General features: G+C 72.3%; 11 protein-coding genes and 1 riboswitch. Of the genes, 6 read left to right on the top strand and 5 right to left on the bottom strand.

From position 1 onward, the window contains the following. Positions 1-201: 201 nt before the first annotated feature. Positions 202-1,122 carry an NlpC/P60 family protein gene (locus ABZU32_RS23645; RefSeq protein WP_354843435.1) on the top strand — a complete coding sequence of 307 codons (921 nt, stop codon included), beginning with the start codon at positions 202-204 and terminating at the stop codon, positions 1,120-1,122. 204 nt (positions 1,123-1,326) lie between these two features. Here the strand turns inward: ABZU32_RS23645 and ABZU32_RS23640 are convergent, their stop codons facing one another. The 3 genes from ABZU32_RS23640 to ABZU32_RS23630 form a co-directional block, all read right to left on the bottom strand. Then, positions 1,327-2,214 (bottom strand): methyltransferase, encoded by an 888-nt coding sequence (locus ABZU32_RS23640; RefSeq protein WP_354925087.1) that lies wholly within the window; start codon positions 2,212-2,214, stop codon positions 1,327-1,329. 244 nt (positions 2,215-2,458) lie between these two features. Then, a complete protein-coding gene (locus tag ABZU32_RS23635) occupies positions 2,459-3,748 on the bottom strand; it encodes an MFS transporter (RefSeq protein ID WP_354925085.1) in 1,290 nt (429 codons plus the stop codon). Next, complete coding sequence (locus ABZU32_RS23630) at positions 3,745-4,320, bottom strand: metalloregulator ArsR/SmtB family transcription factor (RefSeq protein WP_354925083.1); 576 nt, start codon at positions 4,318-4,320, stop codon at positions 3,745-3,747. The genes ABZU32_RS23635 and ABZU32_RS23630 overlap by 4 nt, the downstream gene beginning before the upstream one ends. Positions 4,321-4,820: 500 nt before the next feature. Beyond that, positions 4,821-4,979, top strand: a riboswitch (cyclic di-AMP (ydaO/yuaA leader). A gap of 82 nt (positions 4,980-5,061) precedes the next feature. Here ABZU32_RS23630 and ABZU32_RS23625 point away from each other — a divergent pair. The 5 genes from ABZU32_RS23625 (at position 5,062) to ABZU32_RS23605 (ending at position 12,371) form a co-directional block, all read left to right on the top strand. Then, a complete protein-coding gene (locus ABZU32_RS23625) occupies positions 5,062-5,661 on the top strand; it encodes a C40 family peptidase (RefSeq protein ID WP_354925081.1) in 600 nt (199 codons plus the stop codon). A 725-nt stretch (positions 5,662-6,386) separates the two neighbouring features. Next, complete coding sequence (locus ABZU32_RS23620; protein WP_354925079.1) at positions 6,387-7,316, top strand: hypothetical protein; 930 nt, start codon at positions 6,387-6,389, stop codon at positions 7,314-7,316. Between the two features lie 30 nt (positions 7,317-7,346). Next, positions 7,347-8,717 carry a M48 family metallopeptidase gene (locus tag ABZU32_RS23615; RefSeq protein ID WP_354925078.1) on the top strand — a complete coding sequence of 457 codons (1,371 nt, stop codon included), beginning with the start codon at positions 7,347-7,349 and terminating at the stop codon, positions 8,715-8,717. Beyond that, positions 8,714-9,883, top strand: coding sequence for a glycosyltransferase family 4 protein (locus ABZU32_RS23610; protein ID WP_354925076.1), 1,170 nt, complete (start codon positions 8,714-8,716; stop codon positions 9,881-9,883). Before ABZU32_RS23615 ends, ABZU32_RS23610 begins: the two co-directional genes overlap by 4 nt. 103 nt (positions 9,884-9,986) lie before the next feature. Then, complete coding sequence (locus ABZU32_RS23605; protein WP_354925074.1) at positions 9,987-12,371, top strand: LuxR C-terminal-related transcriptional regulator; 2,385 nt, start codon at positions 9,987-9,989, stop codon at positions 12,369-12,371. A gap of 60 nt (positions 12,372-12,431) precedes the next feature. On the opposite strand, the gene ABZU32_RS23600 is transcribed toward ABZU32_RS23605, so the two are convergent. Next, entirely contained in the window at positions 12,432-16,679 is a 4,248-nt protein-coding gene (locus tag ABZU32_RS23600) for a HAMP domain-containing protein (RefSeq protein WP_354925072.1), read from the bottom strand. A 117-nt stretch (positions 16,680-16,796) separates the two neighbouring features. Then, on the bottom strand, positions 16,797-18,596 hold the full coding sequence (locus tag ABZU32_RS23595; protein WP_354925070.1) for a long-chain fatty acid--CoA ligase: 1,800 nt from the start codon (positions 18,594-18,596) through the stop codon (positions 16,797-16,799). Between the last annotated feature and the right edge of the window lie 54 nt (positions 18,597-18,650).

Raw genomic sequence — 18,650 nt, 5'->3', positions numbered from 1 at the left:
CGTGGCGACGCGATTTCCCATCGCTTGACTGTTCTCAAACCATTTACTGGCGAAGAGGTGCAGGTATCCATGCCTTTTCTGTAGGATCACCGCCCAGGTTGTCTCACTTGTCTCGCAGAGGGAGCTGGCGTCCCAGTGGTCGTGCGTGGGATCCGGGCGATAGGGCGGATACCTTTGGCCGCCGGTCTGATCGTCGCCGTCATGGCGACCCAGACGGGCGGAGCGGAGGCCAAGCCGAAGCCGACGATCGCCCAGACGAAGGCGCGGCTGGCCAAGCTCAACGACCAGGCCGACAAGGTGGTGGACCGCTACAACCTGGCCGGCGAGCAGTGGAAGAAGGCCAGGAAGGAGTACAACTCCCTCAACGGCCGCCTGAAGGGCGAGCTCGGCCGCGTCGATGACCTGCGCGTCGGCCTGGTGTCGGTCGCGATCAGCACCTACCAGTCCGGTGACGTCCTGTCCTGGTCCAACCTGATCACCCAGCCCGACCCCGAGGCGCTGCTGGCCGGGCTGGCCTCCATCGACCAGATGTCGGCGGGCCAGTCACGCACGATCAGCGCGTACGAGCAGGCCACCCGGTCGCTCAAGGGTCAGCGCGACAAGGCCAAGGGCGCCTACGACAAGGCCGTCAAGCTGCTGGACGACCTGCGTCGGCAGAAGAAGGACGTCGAGAAGCTGGTCGGTGAGCAGGAGCGGCTCCTGCGCAAGCTGAACGCCTACAACCCCGGCAATCCGAACAGCCCAGGCATCAAGTACACCGGGGCCGCCTCCGGCAACGCCCGCGCGGCGCTGCAGTTCGCCTTCGCTCAGGTCGGCAAGCCCTACCGCTACGGCGGCACCGGGCCGGGCGCCTGGGACTGCTCGGGCCTCACCCAGGCGTCCTGGCGGGCGGCCGGGGTCAGTCTGCCGCGCACCGCCGCCCAGCAGTACTCCTGGGGCGCCTCCCGCCGGGTCTCCCTGAACGCCCTGCAGCCGGGCGACCTGCTGTTCGCCGCGGGCCTCGGTCACGTCGGCATGTACGCGGGCGGCGGCAAGATGGTGCACGCGCCCCGCACCGGAGACGTCGTCAAGGTCGTCCCCCTCTCCAGCTACCGGGGGATCATCGGCGCCGTCCGCCCCTGACGCACCGCACGGACCACGCCACGCCCCCCGGCCGGGAATTTCGGCCCGGGGGCGTTCGCGTTCTACGGCCCAGCACGTTCTGCGGCTCAGCCCGTTCTGCGGCTCAGCGCGTCTACGGCTCAGCCCGTCTACGGCTCAGCCCGTTCTACAAGTCAGCGCGTTCTACGAGCCGGAGCGCGGTCTGTGGCCGGCGCGGGGAGCCGGTCAGGGGCGGCGGGCCGCCCAGGCGGTGCGGGTGCCCCGGACGGTCAGGTCGCCGCGATGCAGGAGGGCCCCGGGGTCGTCCTGCGCGAGGAGGCGGTCCAGGGCGTCGAGGTCGTCGGCGGGCAGCCGGCCGTCGAGGCCGCGGCGGATGTGGCTCAGGTAGGCATGCGCGTAGCGTCCGGTCTCCGGCGGCGCCGGAGTCGCCTCGATGCTGAATCGGTGCTCGGCGGCGATCTCGAAACCGGCCCGCTCCAGGTACGGACGCCAGTCCGGGTGCGCGTTCCAGCCCGCCTGCGCCATCGCCTCGTGGCAGCGCGACTCCAGGCCCGGCCGGCCGAACCCGATGTCGTCGGGCAGGAAGCGCGGCGGACCGTCCATCTCGACGACCACCAGCAGGCCGCCGGGGTTAAGCGCGGTGTGCAGGTCGGTGAGCACGCGGTGCGGGTCGGCGACCTCGTGCAAGGACGAGGACGCCCACGCGAGGTCCACTCCGCCGACCGAGGGCCAGGCGACGTCCAGGTCGGCCTGTACGACGCGCAGCCGCTGGGCCAGCCCGCGCTCGCGCGCCGTGGCCTGGAGGCGTCCGAGCATCAAGGGGGACCTGTCGACGGCGACGACCTCGGCGGTCGCGAAGCGGCGTGCGAAGGCCAGCCCGCCGGTGCCCGTCCCGGCGCCCACGTCGACGATGGTCCGGGGCGCGTCGGGGGCGTGCCGCCCGGCCCACGCGGTCACCTTCTCCAGGTAGGCGCCGAGCACCACCGCGTCCAGGTCGAGCAGGTCCGCCAGGCCGGCCTCGTCATGGTGCGCGTGGCCCTCGCCATCGTGGTCATGGCGGTCACGTTGATCTTCATGTCCAAGGTGATCATGGTGCTGAGAATGCGACATCATGGCCGGCAGGCTAGGCGCTCGCGGCGCGAATGAGCACACCCTCTTGCCGATATGGCAAGGACGCCCGCCCGCCGGTGGCCTGGCGAACGGCCGGGGCTGTGAGCCGAGGGTCCACCGGGTCGCCCGCCGCACACGGCGCCGGATCGGCCGTTCCTCGTCCCGCCGACCCGGCGCCGGGATAGGCATGCTCGAACGGGTCTGGTTCGGTGTGCGGGCTGGTCTGGTGGTGGGTGGGGTCGTGGGGTCAGGGGCGGTCGGGGGAGGCGGGGAGGTCGCGGCGGTGCCTGAGGGGGCCGGTGAGGAGGATCAGGCCGGTCAGGGCGAGCCCGGCCGTGACGACCCACATCGATGGACGGGTGCCGATGGCGCCGCCGAGCGCTCCGCCGAGGAGGGCGCCGAGCGGGATGGTGCCGTAGTTGACGAACTGCATGCTCACGGAGACCCGGCCGAGCAGGTGCCGGGGGACGTAGGTCTGGCGGAAGCCCGCCTTGATGATGTTGCCCGCCACCACGCCCGTGACCAGGACGAACCCGCCGGCCACCGCGACCGCCAGCCACGGGCCCCGGTGGGCCAGCGGAATGAGCAGGCCGAACGGCGCGCCGAGCGCCTCGAACACGATCATGGCGCGGGCGCTGCCGAGCCGCCTGGACACCCAGGTGGCGCTCGCCGCGCCCGCCAGGCCGCCGACGCTCATGACCGCCATCAGCCCGCCGACCGCGCCGGGGCCGACGCCGACGTCGCGCACCAGGAAGACGACCAGGATGGCCTGGTATCCCATGAGCCCGAGGTTGCTGGCCGCCCCGAACACCGTGAGCACCCGCAGGTAGGGGTCGCGGGCGACGAAGCGCAGGCCCTCGCCGATCTCGCGTCGAAGCGTCGTGGCCCGCCGCTCGCGCGACACCGGGGCCTCGCGGGCCCTGATGCCGAGCAGGCACAGCGCCGAGACCACGAAGCTCGCCGCGTCGGCGAGCAGCGCGGTGACCGCGCCGAACACCTGGGCGACCAGACCGGCGGCTCCCGGGCCCACCACCTCGACGGCCGACTCGCCGCCCTGGAGCTTGGCGTTGCCCTCGGGCAGGTCGGCGGGAACGACGATCGAGGGGAGGTACACCTGGTAGGAGGTCTGGAAGAACACCTTGGCGGTGCCCGTGAGCAGCGCGACGGCCAGCAGATGGCCGACGGTCAGCACGCCTTGCCACGCGGCCACCGGGATGCTGAGGAACAGCAGGAACGACACGGCGTCGCAGGTCAGCATCACGGGCCTGCGGGGCAGGCGGTCGACCCAGGCTCCGGCGGGCAGGCCGATGATCACCCAGGGCACCCACGCCGCGGCGGTGAGCAGAGCGACCTCCAGCGTGGTCGCGTGGAGCGCGGTGATCGCGACCAGAGGCAGGGCAACCGAGGTGAGAGAGCTGCCGAAGCCGCTGGTGGTCTCGCCGACCCACAGCAGCCGGAAGTCGCGGTCGCGCAGCAGCCCCCAGCGGCCCCGGGATCGGGACGCGGCGGGCGCGGCCGCCGCGGTGAGGCCGTTCACGGCCGGCCCGGGACGCCGAAGGCGAAGACGAACACCGGCTCGCGGGGCCGCCCGTCGTCGGGGATCTCCCGGGTGGCCCACCGGCTGAGGAGCTCCAGGAACTGCGCCTCGAACTCGTGCAGCTCGTCGGGGGTGAGCCGCAGCCACTTGTCGGTGGAGAAGGGGGCGTCCTGCCAGGCCGCCCGCTCGTCCTCGCTCGCGGCGTACCAGGCGCGGACCATGCTGACGTGGTGTTCGAGGTTGAGGGACGCCGCCGCGCTGGCGATGGCGGCGGTCGCGGGGTCGCCGCCGAAGTCGGACTCGCTCCAGCGCAGCTCGGCCGAGGACAGCCGCCACCAGCGCTCGCGCCGGTCGCGGGCGAGCTCGGGGGCCTCCTCGATGAGCTCGCTGCCGGCCAGGACGCGCAGGTGGTGGCTGGCGTTGGCGACGGCCTGCCCGGTGTGCTCGGCCAGCATGCTGGCGGTGCAGGGACCGTAGACCTTCAGCGCGTCCATGAGGCGCCGCCTCGTGGGATGCGACAGGGCGGCCAGCACCCGTGAGTCGGTGATCGTGCGTACGTCTTCATCGGCCATGCGCCCACTTTGACATTAGCAATGGACGTTGCGCAACAGATATTGCGTAATTCTCATTGCGGAAGCACTGTTGCTGAAGGATCGTTGCGGAACAGACGTCGTGGGTAACGGGTCTCGGGTGCGGAGCGTGACATGCGGGGGTGCGAATCCCGGTCCGCCGGGCGGGGCTAGGTGGACCGTTCCCTCTCCAAGATCCCTGAACGGGTGTGACTGATGTGACCTGTGTGACTCGCGTCAGGTGCCGTTTCGGGATATGTGAGGGGAATCACATACGGGTAACGGATGCGCTTGTTGTGCAGGGGTTTCCTGATTAAGAAGCCCCCTATTTGATCTATGTGACTTGGTCACGGCTTTGCCTCAATTTGGGGTTCTGTGTAACTTCTGGCCCGCGGCGAGCACGCCATGCCGTCGCGAACGGAGCCGGTCTTCCGACCGGCTCCACGCATGACAATCCAGCGGTCGCCGTCGCCCCAGTAAGGCGCGAGCCAGGACCCCAAAGGGGCGGTGACCTGCCGAATCCGTGCGGCAAGGAGCACGGAACCGGGGACCCAATTGATCCTGAACGCGGGATCAGGGGGTGAATCGACGCCTTGGCGTCGTAGGGCTACTTCCATGCCCGAATCCGTCAGCTAACCCGGTAGGCGTGAGTGGAAGAATCAAGGAGCGATCCTGTCCAGCACCACCCAGAACCCTCGTCTGTCGCGCATTGCCCGCTTCTCTCTCGGCGGTGTGGTGCTCACCATGACGGCCTCCGTGGGAGCCGTGGCGACGCAGGCGACGGCGGCTGACGCCGCCACGGCGGCACCGGCTCAGGGACCCTCAGAGCCGTCCGTCTACGGCCCGGCCGGGCTGATCGAGACACCGAGCATCACCGGGGCCTCCGAGCCCACCGGCACGGCCACGGTGAGCGAGGCGAGCACATCCAGCACCTCCCGCACATCCAAGAGCAAGGCCAAAGTGAGCAGGGCCGCCCGGCAGCAGTTCAAGGCGCACACGGCCGTCGCGGTGGCGAAGAAGCAGATCGGCGACCCCTACCGCTGGGGCGCCAGCGGCCCGGGGGCCTTCGACTGCTCCGGCCTGATGCTGTACGCCTGGCGCAAGGCCGGGGTGAAGCTGCCCCGCATCGCCGCCAGCCAGTTCCGCACGGTGCGGAAGAAGGTGTCCTGGAAGAACCTCAAGCAGGGTGACCTGATGTTCTTCTACGGACTCGGCCACGTCGGCATGTACGTCGGGCACGGCAAGATGATCCACTCGCCGCACACCGGCGCGCGGGTGCGCATCGACAAGCTGTCGGGCTACCGGAAGGCGTCCTTCGTCGGCGCCGTCCGCCCCGGCGTCTGACCGGCGGGACCGTCGCGGCGTCGGCGCTGCCATCCAGCAATCGGATGACCAGGTCGGATTCCGCCTGCCGCTCCAGGTTGGCGCTGGACCCCCGCTTGACCCGCGGAACCACCCCCGCCCATCCAGGGCTCCGCTGGGTCGGGTGCGCCGGTCGCCCGTGCCGATCCGCTCCCGGTTCCCACGACGGGCCGGTCCGGTTTCCGGGCCGTCCCGGGATGCCGGCCGGCGCTTCCGGACCCTGACCGGCGGTTCCGGACCCTGACCGGCGGTTCCGGAAGCTGACCGGCGGTTCCGGAAGCTGACCGGCGGTTCCGGAGGCCGATCTGCCTGCCGTTCCGGAGGCCGATCGGCGCGAGGATTCCTCCGGGAGAGCGTCTCCGAGAGGTGCCCCCGCTCCTCGAAGACGTTTCCGGGTGGTGCACATGCCCCTCGCGCCGGTCGTGAAGGCCCCGTCCGCTCCTCCCCCCTCGGAGCGGACGGGGCCTTCGCACGTCCGCGTCCCGCAAGGCCGATGTGGCCGGATAAAGCGGGCACGACCTCCGCGGGTCCGCCGCCGCGACGTCGAACCGGGTCCGCCGCCGGGAAGCCGAGACGCGTCCGCCGCCGGGACGTCGATACGGGTCCACCGTTCTTAAGTCGATACGGGTCCGCTGCCGGGACGCTGAGGTGAGTCCGCCCCTGGGACGCCGATGTGGCCGGGAAGGACGAGCAGGTAGATTTCCCGCATGCGCGTCGTGTGGCTCTGGGCCGTCCTGGCGGGGTTGCTGACCGTGCTGACGGGGCCCTCCGCCGTCGAGGACGATCTCGGACGGCGGGCGCGGACGCTGATCGGCGAGCATCCGGAGATATGGTCCGGCGCGCGGACCTTTCGCGGCGACCTCTCCCTCGTGGTCGCGGCCCCCGGTGCCCTCACCGCCCCTGGAGCCCTCACGGCTTCTGGAACCACGGTCCCGCAGGCTGCGAGAACCTCCGCGACCGGGCCCGTCCCCGGAGGCGGGGCCGCCGCCGTGGCCTCCGGAGCCGCGTTCGCCGACCTGGCGCGCCGGGCCGACCGGGCGAGCCGGCTGGTCGCCCGCGTCGTGGGCCCGGTGCGTCCGCTGATCGCCGTTCCCGCCACGACCGAGCAGGCGGCCGTGCTGGCCGCCCCAGCGCAGGTGAGCGGCCTGGCCGCGGTGGCGGGCGCCGACCGGGTGATCGTGGAGCCGCGGTCGTTCGCCCGCCTGACCGCCGCCGGCCGCGACGTCGTCCTCGCCCACGAGATCACGCACATCGCCACCGGGGCGGCGCTCGACGGGAGCACGCCCAAATGGCTGGTCGAGGGGTTCGCGGACTACGTCGGCTATCTCGACGCCGGCATCCCGGCGCGCCGGGCCGCGGCCGAACTGGCCGACGAGGTGCGCGCCGGACGGACGCCCGAACGGCTGCCCGGGCCGGAGGCGTTCGCCGCCGGCTCCGCGCGGCAGGCCCAGGCGTACGAGGAGGCCTGGCTCGCCTGCCGGTATGTCGCGGGGCGCTTCGGCGAACGCGCTCTGGTGAGCCTCTACCGTGAGTCCAGGCACGGGGACGTGCGGGCGGCGCTGTCCCGCACGCTCCGCATGAGCCTGGAGCGGTTCACCGCCGCCTGGCGCGAGTACGTCCGAGACCAGCTCGCATGACCACGGTGGCGGCGCGGCGCAGGGGAGAGCATGGAGCGAAGTGACGAGACCGGCCGCGTGGCCGGCCCGGCGGGCGACGCCGGCGCGGACGCGCACACCCGCACGGGCCCATCCGATGGTCCAGGCGCCGGCTCGGAGCGAGCGGTGAGCGGGGTGCGGGCGGCGGGGGGCGCGCTGGTGGGCCTGGGGGTGGCGCTGGCCGCCGTGGTGGCGGTGAGCACGCCGTGGCGCCCGCTGCCGGGCTCCGCGCCCGCCGTGGCGCCCGATCCCGCGCGCGACTTCACCGCGGCGCAGATCGCGCGCGCCGACGCTTTCGACGCGGCCGTGAACGTGCCGGTGTACCTGTCGCTGGCCGTGACGCTCGCCGTCGCGGGCGTGCTGGTCCTGACGCCCGTGGGCGCCTGGCTGGTGGGACGGCTCCCGGGCCCGTGGTGGGCGCGCGCCCTGCTCGGCGTCGTCGCGCTCTCGGCGGTGAGCCTGGCGATCAAGTGGCCGCTCGGCATGTGGTACGAGACGCGGCTGCGCGCGTACGGCCTGTCCACCCAGCAGTGGCCCGCGTGGTCGGCCGACCGGCTCAAGAGCTTCGCCGTCCAGACCGTGATCATCGCGATCATGGTGCTCGCGGTGGTCTGGCTGGCCCGCCGCGCCCCCCGCCGCTGGTGGGCGCCCGCCGCGGCCGGGGCGTTCCTGCTCACCGTCGCGGCGTCGTTCGTCTACCCCCTGGTCGTCGAGCCGTTGTTCAACGACTTCACGCCGCTGCCCGCCGGGCGGCTGCGCGACGATCTGGTCGCCATGGCCCGCCGCGACGGCGTCCCCGTCCAGGACGTGCTGGTCGCCGACGCCTCCCGCCGGACCACGGCGCTCAACGCCTACGTCTCCGGCTTCGGCGCCACCCGCCGCATCGTCGTCTACGACACGCTGCTGCGCGCCCCGGCCGGTGAGGTGAGGCTGGTCGTCGCGCACGAGCTGGGGCACGCCAAGCGCGGGGACGTCCTGTACGGGACGATGGTCGGCGCGCTCGGCGCCGCCGCGGGCGCCTGCCTGCTGTACCTGGTGGTGTCCCTGCCCGCGCTCAGGCGCCGCACGGGCGTCGCCTCGGTGGCCGACCCGAGGTCGGTCGGCGTGCTTCTGGGGCTGATGAGCCTGGCGACCGTGCTGTCGGGGCCGGCCGAGAACCTCGTCAGCCGGCGGATCGAGGCCAGGGCCGACGTCCACGCGCTGGATCTGACCCGCGACGCCGCCACGTTCGCCGCGATGCAGAAGCGGCTGGCGCTGACCAACATCTCCGATCTGACGCCGAGCGGCTTCGACTACCTGATGTACGCCTCCCACCCCACCGCTCCGCAGCGTCTGGCTCTAGCGCGCTCCTGGGCCCGCCTGAACGGCCTGCCCGAGCCGTGATCCCCGACGGGCACGGCCCCGGGCACGCCAGGACGCTGTTCGTCACCAACGACTTCCCGCCGCGGCCCGGCGGCATCCAGGCGTTCGTGCACGCGCTCGCCCTCCGGCGGCCGCCGGGGTCGGTGGTGGTGTACGCCTCGCGCTGGCGCGGGTGGGAGGAGTTCGACGCGCGGCAGCCGTACCGCGTGGTGCGGCATGGAGGGTCACTGATGCTGCCGGTCCCGGAGGTGGCGCGGCGGGCGGCCGCTCTGGTGCGGTCGGAGGGGTGCGACACCGTCGTGTTCGGCGCGGCGGCCCCGCTCGGTCTGCTCGCGCCCGCCCTTCGCGCGGCGGGGGCACGGCGGGTGGTCATGCTGACCCATGGGCACGAGGCCGCCTGGGCGGGCGTCCCGGTGGCGCGCGGCCTGCTCGCGCGCATCGGCGCCCGCGCGGACGTGGTCACCTACCTGGGCGAGTACACCCGCGAGCGGCTGGTGCGCGTGGTGCCCTCCGGCCGGCTCGTGCGGCTGACGCCCGGCGTGGACACCGGTGTGTTCCGTCCCGGGTCCGGCGGCGCGGGGGTGCGGGCGTCGCTGGGCATCGGCGAGCGGCCCGTGGTGGTGTGCGTGTCGCGCCTGGTGCCGCGCAAGGGGCAGGACACGCTGGTCCGCTGCTGGCCGTCGGTGCTGCGCGAGGTGCCGGACGCCGTCCTGCTGCTGGTGGGCGGGGGGCCGTCCCGTCCGGCGATCGAGCGGGCGATCGGCGAGCGGGGGCTGGCGGGGTCGGTGGTGGTCACCGGGTCGGTGCCCTGGAGCAGCCTGCCGGCCTACTACGACGCCGGGGACGTGTTCGCGATGCCGTGCCGCACGCGCCTTGGCGGCATGGACGTGGAGGGTCTGGGCATCGTGTACCTGGAGGCTTCCGCGACCGGGCTGCCGATCGTCGCCGGGGCCTCAGGGGGCGCGCCCGACGCGGTCCTGCCCGGGGAGACCGGGCTGGTGGTCGACGGCCGCGACCCGGCCGAGGTGGCGGCGGCCCTGACGGGGCTGCTGCGCGACCCGGAGCGCGCCCGGCGCATGGGGGAGCGGGGCCGGGAGTGGATCGAGCGCGAGTGGCGCTGGGATCTGGTCGCCGAGCGCTTCGCAGAGCTGCTGGACGGCTCGGGCTCCCCGACCGCGCGAACCTGACATATGGGATAATACGGACAGTGGGCGCGTGATGACGTCATGCGCGCGACGGATGGCCATGAACCATCTCAGGAGCCCCTCGGGCCCGGCGGGCGTGGTGCCAGTGCATGCGGTAAAGCGGAAGGCGGGGACCCTGCCCCGCGAGATCACCAGCTTCGTCGGCCGCCGGCAGGCGACCGCGGACATCGGGAAATGCCTGTGCCGGTGGCGGCTGGTCACGCTCACGGGCGTCGGCGGGGTCGGCAAGACCCGGCTGGCGCTCCACGTCGCCCGCCGGCTCCAGCGGACCTTCCCCGACGGTGTCCGCCTCGCCGAACTGGCCAAGGTGCACACCGCCTCGCTGGTCGCGAGCGCGGTGGCCGCGGCGGTCGAGGCGCCCGACACCGTCTCCACCCGCGACCCGGTGCGGGCCCTGGCCGACCACCTGGCCGGCCGCCGCCTGCTGCTGGTCCTGGACAACTGCGAACACGTGCGCGAGGCCTGTGCCGACCTGGTGGCCGCGCTGCTGCGGGCGGCGCCCGGGCTGCGGGTGCTGGCCACCAGCCGCGAACCGATCGGGCTGCCCGGGGAGCACGTCTGGCGCGTCCTGCCGCTCACCCTGCCCGGCACGCAGGAGCCGGCCGCCGGGGCCGAGGACGCCGGCACCGGATACGAGGCCCTGGCGCTGTTCGAGGACCGCGCGTCGGCCGCGGTGTCGGGGTTCGTCGTGGACAAGGGCAACGAGAACGCCGTGGCCACGCTGTGCCGCCGGCTGGACGGGCTGCCGCTGGCCATCGAGCTGGCGGCGGTGCGGCTGCCGGTGCTGTCGGTGGACCAGATGCTGACCCGGCTGGAGGACCGCTACCGCCTGCTGGCCACCGGGTACCGCGACGACCAGCCGCGCCACCAGACGCTGCGCGCGGCGATCGGGTGGAGCTTCGACCTGTGCACCGGCCTGGAGCAGACCCTGTGGGCGAGGCTCTCGGTGTTCGCCGGCCAGGCCGGCCAGGAAGCCGTCCAGGATGTGTGCGCCGGCGCGGGCCTCACGCGTGAGCAGGTGCTGTCGGGCATCGCGAGCCTGGTCGGCAAGTCCGTGGTCTGCCGCACCGGCCATGGCGCCCACGTCCGGTACTCCATGCTGGAGACGATCCGCGACTACGGGAAGGAACGGCTGGCCGAGAGCGGCGAGGAGACCGCCGTGCGCCGCCGGCACCGCGACCACTACCTGCGCCTGGCCGAGCGGGCCGAGGCCGACTGGTTCGGGCCGCGCCAGCCCGCCTGGCTGGACCGCACACGGGCCGACGAGCCCGACGTGTGGGCCGCGCTGGAGTTCTGCCTCACCGAACCCGGCGAGGCCCGCACCGGGCTGCGGATGGCCGGCGCCCTCTGGTGGTACTGGATCGGCTCCGCCGTCAGGGACGGCCGCCACTGGCTGGACCGGGCGCTGGCCCTGGACACCGCGCCCAGCGGCGAGCGCGCCAAGGCGCTGTGGGTTGACGGCTGGGTGGCCACCGGGCAGGGCGACGTCCAGCGCGCGCTCGGGGCGCTCACCGAGTGCGCCGACCTCGCGCGGCGCCTCGGGGACGACACCGCGCTCGCCCACGCCACCCAGTGGATCGGCACGGCGATGTGGATCCAGGACCGGCTGGAGGAGGCGGCGGTGTACCTGGAGCGGGCGCTGGACCACCACCGGGCCACAGGGGAGCTCACCTCCGTGACCACCGTCGTGTCCTGCCAGCTCGGCATGGTCGTCGGCCTGCTCGGGGACGTGGAGCGCGCCATGGCGCTGTGCAAGGACTGCGTGGCGCTGTGCGAGGCCCACGGAGAGTGCTGGACGCGGTCATGGGCCCTGTGGAACCTCGCCGTCACCTGGTGGAGCCGCGGCGACCTGCGGTCGGCCGAGAGGTACGCGCGGGAGTCGCTGCGCGTCAAGCGGCGCATCACCGACCGGCTCGGCATCCCGTTCTGCGTGGAGTTCCTGGCCTGGATCGCCATGGCGAACGGCGACGCCGAGGCCGCCTCGCTCATGCTCGCCATGAGCGAGCGGATGTGGGAGCCGATCGGCGCGCCGCTGTTCGGCTGGGGCACCCTGCGCGGGTGGAGCGTCCACTGCCGGGAGCGGGCCGAGCGGACGCTGGGCAAGGACACCGTGGAGGCCGCGCGCCGGCGGGCCGCGGAGATCCCCTTCGACGCCGCCGTGGCCTACGCCCTCGGCGAGACGCGCCGTCCGTCCGGCGGCGCGGCCCGCCCCGGCGTCCCGGCCGGCGCCCTCTCCGGCGTCCCGGCCCCCTCCGCCCCGGGCGACTCGCTGCTGCGGCTGACGCCCCGCGAGCGGCAGGTCGCCACGCTCGTCGCCGAGGGCCGCTCGAACAGGGAGATCGCGGCGCGGCTGGTCATCTCCCAGCGGACCGCCGAGGGGCACGTCGACCGGATCATGAACAAACTCGGCGTCCGCTCCCGCGCCGGCATCGCCTCCTGGGCCGCCAACCACCTCACCAGCGGCGCCTGAACGCGATGTCGCGGGGATGGGGCCCGCTGCCGGGTTGAGGTCTTCGTCTGAGGGGCGGGGTCAGAGTTCGAGCCAGCGCTGCATGCGGTCGATGAGCTCCTCGGAGTCCACCGGCTTGGTGACGTAGTCGCTGGCGCCCGACGAGAGGGTCTTCTCGCGGTCGCCGTGCATGGCCTTGGCGGTGACCGCGATGATCGGCAGGTTGGCGAAGCGCGGCATCTCGCGGATCGCGGCCGTGGCGGCGTAGCCGTCCATCTCGGGCATCATGATGTCCATCAGCACCAGGTCGACGTCGTCGTTGCGCATCAGCACGTCGATGCCCTTGCGGCCGTTCTCGGCGTAGAGCACCTGCATGCCGTGCAACTCCAGGATGTTGGTGAGCGCGAAGACGTTGCGCACGTCGTCGTCGATCACCAGCACCTTGCGGCCGAGCAGGCCGCTGTCGACCTTCTCGACGTCCTGGGGCGTCTCCTCGGGGCTGGCCTGCACCAGCGGCAGCACGTCCCCAGGGCCCTCGGCCGACAGGTGCAGCGTGATGCGCTCGCGCAGCTCGTCCAGGCTGGGCAGGCGCTCCAGCGGCTGGGTGCGCGAGCGGCCCTGCAGGAGGTTCTCCTGCGGCCGGGTGAGCTTGCGGGTGTGGTGGGCGAGCACCGGCAGCGACCGCAGCGCCGGGTCGTCGTCCAGCCGGCGCAGGAACTCCGCCGCGGCGTCCTGCGGCATGCCGAGGTCGAGCACGATGCAGTGGTAGCCGTCGCGCGTGAGCGCGGCCATGGCGGTGTCGGGGTTGCTCGCCGTGGTGACCCGCACCGGGCCGTGGGTCTGCGACAGGTCGGCCACGACGCTCTGCGCCAGCAGCGACAGCAGCCCGTTCGGCCGCGCCTCGACGACCAGCAGGCGACGGCCGTCGAGGTCTTCGCCCTGCGGGGGCGAGGGGGCAGGCAACTCGACGGGCTCCGCCGGCTCCACCGGCTCGGCCTGCCGGGGGGCCGGGCGGCCCGTGCCGGGGACCGTCGGCTCCTCGTCGGAGAAGCCGTTCATCGGCAGGTAGAGGCTGAACGTGCTGCCCTCGCCGAGCGTGCTGTCCGCGCGGATCTCGCCGTGGAACAGCGTGGCGATCTCGCGGCTGATGGACAGGCCGAGGCCGGTGCCGCCGTACTTGCGGCTGGTGGTGCCGTCGGCCTGCTGGAAGGCGTCGAAGATCTGGGAGAGGTTCTCCTCGGCGATGCCGATGCCGGTGTCGGACACGTGGAAGGCCAGGACCTCCTGGCCGGAGCCGCTCGGCAGGTCCATCGTGGTGCGCTCGACGCGCAGCGCGACGGTGCCCCGCTCGGTGAACTTCACCGCGTTGGACAGCAGGTTGCGCAGCACCTGGCGCAGGCGCTGCTCGTCCATCAGCAGCTGGGTGGGCACGTCCGGGGCGACCTGCACGTCGAACCGCAGCCCCTTCTCGGTGGTCAGCGGCCGGAAGGTGGCCTCGACGTAGTCCAGCAGCTGGCGGATGTGGAACGGCTCCAGCGTGAGGTCCATCTTGCCGGCCTCGATCTTGGACAGGTCGAGGATGTCGTTGATGAGCTGGAGCAGGTCGGTGCCGGCCGAGTGGATGACGTTGGCGTACTCGACCTGCTTGGCGGTGAGGTTGCGCGCGGGGTTCTGGGCCAGCAGCTGGGCCAGGATGAGCAGCGAGTTGAGCGGGGTGCGCAGTTCGTGGCTCATGTTGGCCAGGAACTCGCTCTTGTACTTGGAGGCGAGCGCGAGCTGCTGGGCGCGGTCCTCCAGCTCCTGGCTGGCCTGCTCGATCTCGATGTTCTTGGTCTCGATGTCGCGGTTCTGCCGGGCGAGCAGCTCGGCCTTCTCCTCCAGCTCGGCGTTGGAGCGCTGGAGCTCCTCCTGGCCGACCTGCAGTTCGGTGGCCAGCCGCTGCGACTCGGTGAGCAGGGCGTCGGTGCGGGCGTTGGCCACGATCGTGTTGACGTTGACGCCGATGGTCTCGACGAGCAGTTCGAGGAAGTCGCGGTGGATCTGGGTGAAGCGGTTGAGGCTGGCCAGCTCGATGACGCCGAGCACCTGGTCCTCGAAGACGATGGGCAGCACCATGAGGTTCACCGGCCCCGCCTCGCCCAGGCTTGAGGCGATCTTGAGGTAGCCGTGCGGGACGTCCTCGACGAGGATGGTGCGCTTGGCCAGCGCCGCCTGCCCGACCAGGGAGTCGCCCAGGGCGTAGCGGCGGGAGTCCTCCCGGTGGCCGTAGCCGCCGACCAGCCGCAGCTCGGTGCCGCGGGGGGTCTCCTCGGCCAGCAGGAACGTGCCGTGCTGCGCGCTGACCAGCGGCGCCAGCTCGTTCATGACCAGCTCGGCGACCACCGACAGGTCGCGGTGGCCCTGCATCAGGCCGGAGATGCGGGCGAGGTTGGTCTTCAGCCAGTCTTGCTCCTGGTTGGCCCTGGTGGTCTCGCGCAGGGACTTCACCATGGAGTTGATGTTGTCCTTGAGCTCGGCGACCTCGCCGGAGGCGTCGACGGTGATCGAGCGGGTGAGGTCGCCCGAGGTCACCGCGCTGGTCACCTCGGCGATGGCTCGCACCTGACGGGTGAGGTTGCCGGCCAGCTCGTTGACGTTCTCGGTCAGGCGCTTCCAGGTGCCCGAGACGCCCTCCACCTCGGCCTGGCCGCCCAGGCGGCCCTCGCTGCCCACCTCGCGGGCCACGCGGGTGACCTCGGCGGCGAAGGAGGACAGCTGGTCGACCATTGTGTTGATGGTGGTCTTGAGCTCGAGGATCTCGCCGCGGGCGTCGACGTCGATCTTCTTGGTCAGGTCGCCCTGGGCCACGGCCGTGGTGACCTGGGCGATGTTGCGCACCTGGCTGGTCAGGTTGTTGGCCATGGAGTTGACGTTGTCGGTGAGGTCCTTCCAGGTGCCGGCGACGTTCGGCACCCGCGCCTGGCCGCCGAGCTCGCCTTCGGTGCCGACCTCGCGGGCCACGCGGGTGACCTCGTCGGCGAACGCGCTCAGCGTCTCGACCATCGTGTTGATCGTCTGGGCGAGCGCGGCCACCTCGCCCTTGGCCTCGACGGTGATCTTCTGCGACAGGTCGCCCCTGGCCACCGCCGTCGCGACCTGCGCGATCGAGCGCACCTGGCTGGTGAGGTTGGACCCCATCACGTTGACGTTGTCGGTGAGGTCCTTCCAGGTGCCCGACACGCCGCGCACGGTCGCCTGGCCGCCCAGGTTGCCCTCGGTGCCGACCTCGCGGGCCACGCGGGTCACCTCGTCGGCGAACGCCGAGAGCTGGTCGACCATCGTGTTGATGGTCTCCTTGAGCTCCAGGATCTCGCCGCGCGCGTCGACGCGGATCTTCTGCGACAGGTCGCCCTTGGCGACCGCCGTGGTGACCTCGGCGATGCTGCGCACCTGGGCGGTGAGGTTGTCGGCCATGACGTTCACCGACTCGGTGAGCGCCTTCCAGGTGCCCGAGACGCCCTTGACGTCCGCCTGGCCGCCCAGGCGCCCCTCGGTGCCGACCTCGCGGGCCACGCGGGTGACCTCGTCGGCGAAGGAGGACAGCTGGTCGACCATGGTGTTCAGCGTGTTCTTCAGTTCGAGGATCTCGCCGCGCGCCGAGACGGTGATCTTCTGCGACAGGTCGCCGCGCGCCACCGCCGTCGCCACCTGCGAGATGTTGCGCACCTGGTCGGTGAGGTTGCCGGCCATGGAGTTCACCGAGTCGGTCAGGTCGCGCCAGGTGCCGGCGACCTCGGTGACCTGCGCCTGGCCGCCGAGACGGCCGTCGGTGCCGACCTCGCGGGCCACGCGGGTGACCTCGTCGGCGAAGGAGGACAGCTGGTCGACCATCGTGTTGATGGTGTTCTTCAGCTCGAGGATCTCGCCGCGCGCCGAGACGGTGATCTTCTGCGAGAGGTCGCCCTTGGCGACCGCGGTGGTGACCTGGGCGATGCTGCGCACCTGGTCGGTGAGGTTGCCCGCCATGGCGTTCACCGAGTCGGTCAGGTCTTTCCAGGTGCCGTACACGCCCGGCACGGCCGCCTGGCCGCCGAGCTGGCCCTCGGTGCCGACCTCGCGGGCGACGCGGGTGACCTCGCTGGTGAACAGCGAGAGCTGGTCGACCATGCCGTTGAAGACGGTGGCGATCTCTTTGTAGAGGCCGTCGCCCTCCTCGGGCAGCCGCGTCCCGAAGTCGCCGTCGCGGACGGCGGTCAGGCCCGCCAGCAGCTGCCGCAGGTCCACTTCTGGGCCGCCCGCCGTCGCGCGGGTGGTCCTTGCGCGCTTGGCGGTGCTGACGCTCTCAACCATGTCCACCCTTAAGTTCGCGTCCAGTGCCCGGCCAAACCATCGTATAGAGCGGTCCTCATCAGCGAGAACAACCGCCGGTAGGGCAAAGCGGTCCGGACGCGGCGACGAGTGCCGGGCTCAGCCGTAGATGGCCTCGATGTCCTTGGCGAAGTCGCGCGCGACCACGTTGCGCTTGACCTTGAGCGACGGGGTCAGATGACCGCTCTCCTCGGTGAGGTCGGTGGGGAGGATGGCGAACTTCTTCACCTGCTCGGGCTTGGAGACCAGGATGTTCGCCTCGTCCACGGCCTTCTGCACGGCGGCCAGGACGTCAGGGTCGGCGCACAGGTCGGCGTCGGAGACGCCCGCCTTGCCGTTGGCCTGCTTCCACGGCCCGAGGGCCTCGGGGTCCAGCGTCACCAGCGCCGCCACGAACGGCCGGTCGTCGCCGATCACCATGGCCTGGCTGACCAGCGGATGGGCGCGGATGCGGTCTTCCATGGGGGCCGGGGCGACGTTCTTGCCGCCGGCGGTGACGATGATCTCCTTCTTCCTTCCGGTGATGCGCAGGTAGCCGTCGGCGTCCAGCGAGCCGACGTCGCCGGTGTGGAACCAGCCGTCCTCGTCGATGGCCTCGGCGGTCGCCTCTGGGTTGTTCCAGTAGCCGTCGAAGACGTGGCGGCCCTTGACCAGCACCTCGCCGTCGTCGGCCACGGCGATCGTCACGCCGGGGAACGGCTTGCCGACCGTGCCGATCTTGTTGGCCCCGGGGATGTTGACCGCCGAGGGGGCCGAGGTCTCGGTGAGCCCGTAGCCCTCGAAGATCTCGATGCCGGCGCCCCTGAAGAAGTGGCTGAGCCGCTCGCCCAGGGCCGAGCCGCCGCACACCGCGGCGCTGAGCCGGCCGCCGGTGGCCGCGCGCAGCTTGGCGTACACGAGCCGGTCGAACACCGCCCGCTGCAGCCGCAGGCCCGCGCCCGCCCCGCCGGCGCTCTCGGCGCGGCTCCACGCCACCGCGACCTGCACCGCGCGGTGGAAGATCTTGCCGGTGAGCGCGCCGCTGGAGGAGGCCTTCTGCTCGGCGGCGTTGTAGACCTTCTCGAACACCCGCGGCACGCCCAGCAGGAAGGTGGGCTTGAACTCCTGCAGGTCGGGCGCGACGTTCTTCATGTTGGGGGTGTGGGCGAGGACGGTGGCCGTCTCGATCAGGACGATCTCGATGATGCGGGCCAGACTGTGGGCCAGCGGCAGGAACAGCAGCGCGGCCCGGCCGTCGAGCTCGAACAGCGCCTCCAGCGGGCCCCTGGCCACGTTGCGCGCGGTGAACAGCAGGTTGTCGTGGGTGAGGCGGCAGCCCTTCGGCTGCCCGGTCGTGCCGGAGGTGTAGATGAGGGTGGCGAGGTCGAGGCCGCCCCGCGCCAGCCGGCGCTCCTTGAGCGTCTCCTCGGAGACGTCCGCGCCGCCCGCGGTCAGCTCGGCGAGCGCGCCGTTGTCCAGGCACCACACCGACGGCTCCCCGGCGATGCCGGAAAGCGCCTCGCGGACCGTGCGCTCGTGGGCCTCGGACTCGACGATGACGGCCTTGGCGCCGCTGTCGGTGAGGATCCAGCGCACCTGCTCGGGGGAGGAGGTCTCGTAGATGGGCACGCTGACCCCGCCCGCGGCCCAGATGGCGTAGTCGACGACCGTCCACTCGTAGCGGGTGCGCGACATCAGCGCCACCCGGTCGCCCGGCTCGACGCCGGCGTCGATGAGCCCCCTGGCCACTCCCGCGACCTGGTCGCGCAGCTCGGCGGCGGTGACGGGCGTCCAGGACTCGCCGGACTTACGGTTGATCACCACCGTGCCCGGCTCCTGCTCGCCCCGCTCGAAGACGATGTCGGCGCAGTTGTCCGACAGCGGGACGTCCACCAGCACGGGAACGCTGTACTCGCGCACGGTCACTCCTTCGAACGCATGCCGGGAGGCGGTGTTTCCCGGTGGTCGCCCTGG

Source organism: Sphaerisporangium sp. NPDC005288, from assembly GCF_040607475.1.
Classification (GTDB): domain Bacteria; phylum Actinomycetota; class Actinomycetes; order Streptosporangiales; family Streptosporangiaceae; genus Sphaerisporangium; species Sphaerisporangium rhizosphaerae.
Note: the sequence above shows the minus strand (reverse complement) of the source record. Positions and strands in the feature narration are given on the sequence as shown.

What these genes read in the sequence shown, in the direction of transcription:
- ABZU32_RS23645 (WP_354843435.1), top strand. Translation starts at nt 202, where the DNA reads ATGGCGACCCAGACGGGCGGAGCGGAGGCCAAGCCGAAGCCGACGATC.
- ABZU32_RS23640 (WP_354925087.1), bottom strand. Translation starts at nt 2,214, where the DNA reads ATGATGTCGCATTCTCAGCACCATGATCACCTTGGACATGAAGATCAA.
- ABZU32_RS23630 (WP_354925083.1), bottom strand. Translation starts at nt 4,320, where the DNA reads ATGGCCGATGAAGACGTACGCACGATCACCGACTCACGGGTGCTGGCC.
- ABZU32_RS23625 (WP_354925081.1), top strand. Translation starts at nt 5,062, where the DNA reads ATGACGGCCTCCGTGGGAGCCGTGGCGACGCAGGCGACGGCGGCTGAC.
- ABZU32_RS23620 (WP_354925079.1), top strand. Translation starts at nt 6,387, where the DNA reads ATGCGCGTCGTGTGGCTCTGGGCCGTCCTGGCGGGGTTGCTGACCGTG.
- ABZU32_RS23615 (WP_354925078.1), top strand. Translation starts at nt 7,347, where the DNA reads ATGGAGCGAAGTGACGAGACCGGCCGCGTGGCCGGCCCGGCGGGCGAC.
- ABZU32_RS23600 (WP_354925072.1), bottom strand. Translation starts at nt 16,679, where the DNA reads ATGGTTGAGAGCGTCAGCACCGCCAAGCGCGCAAGGACCACCCGCGCG.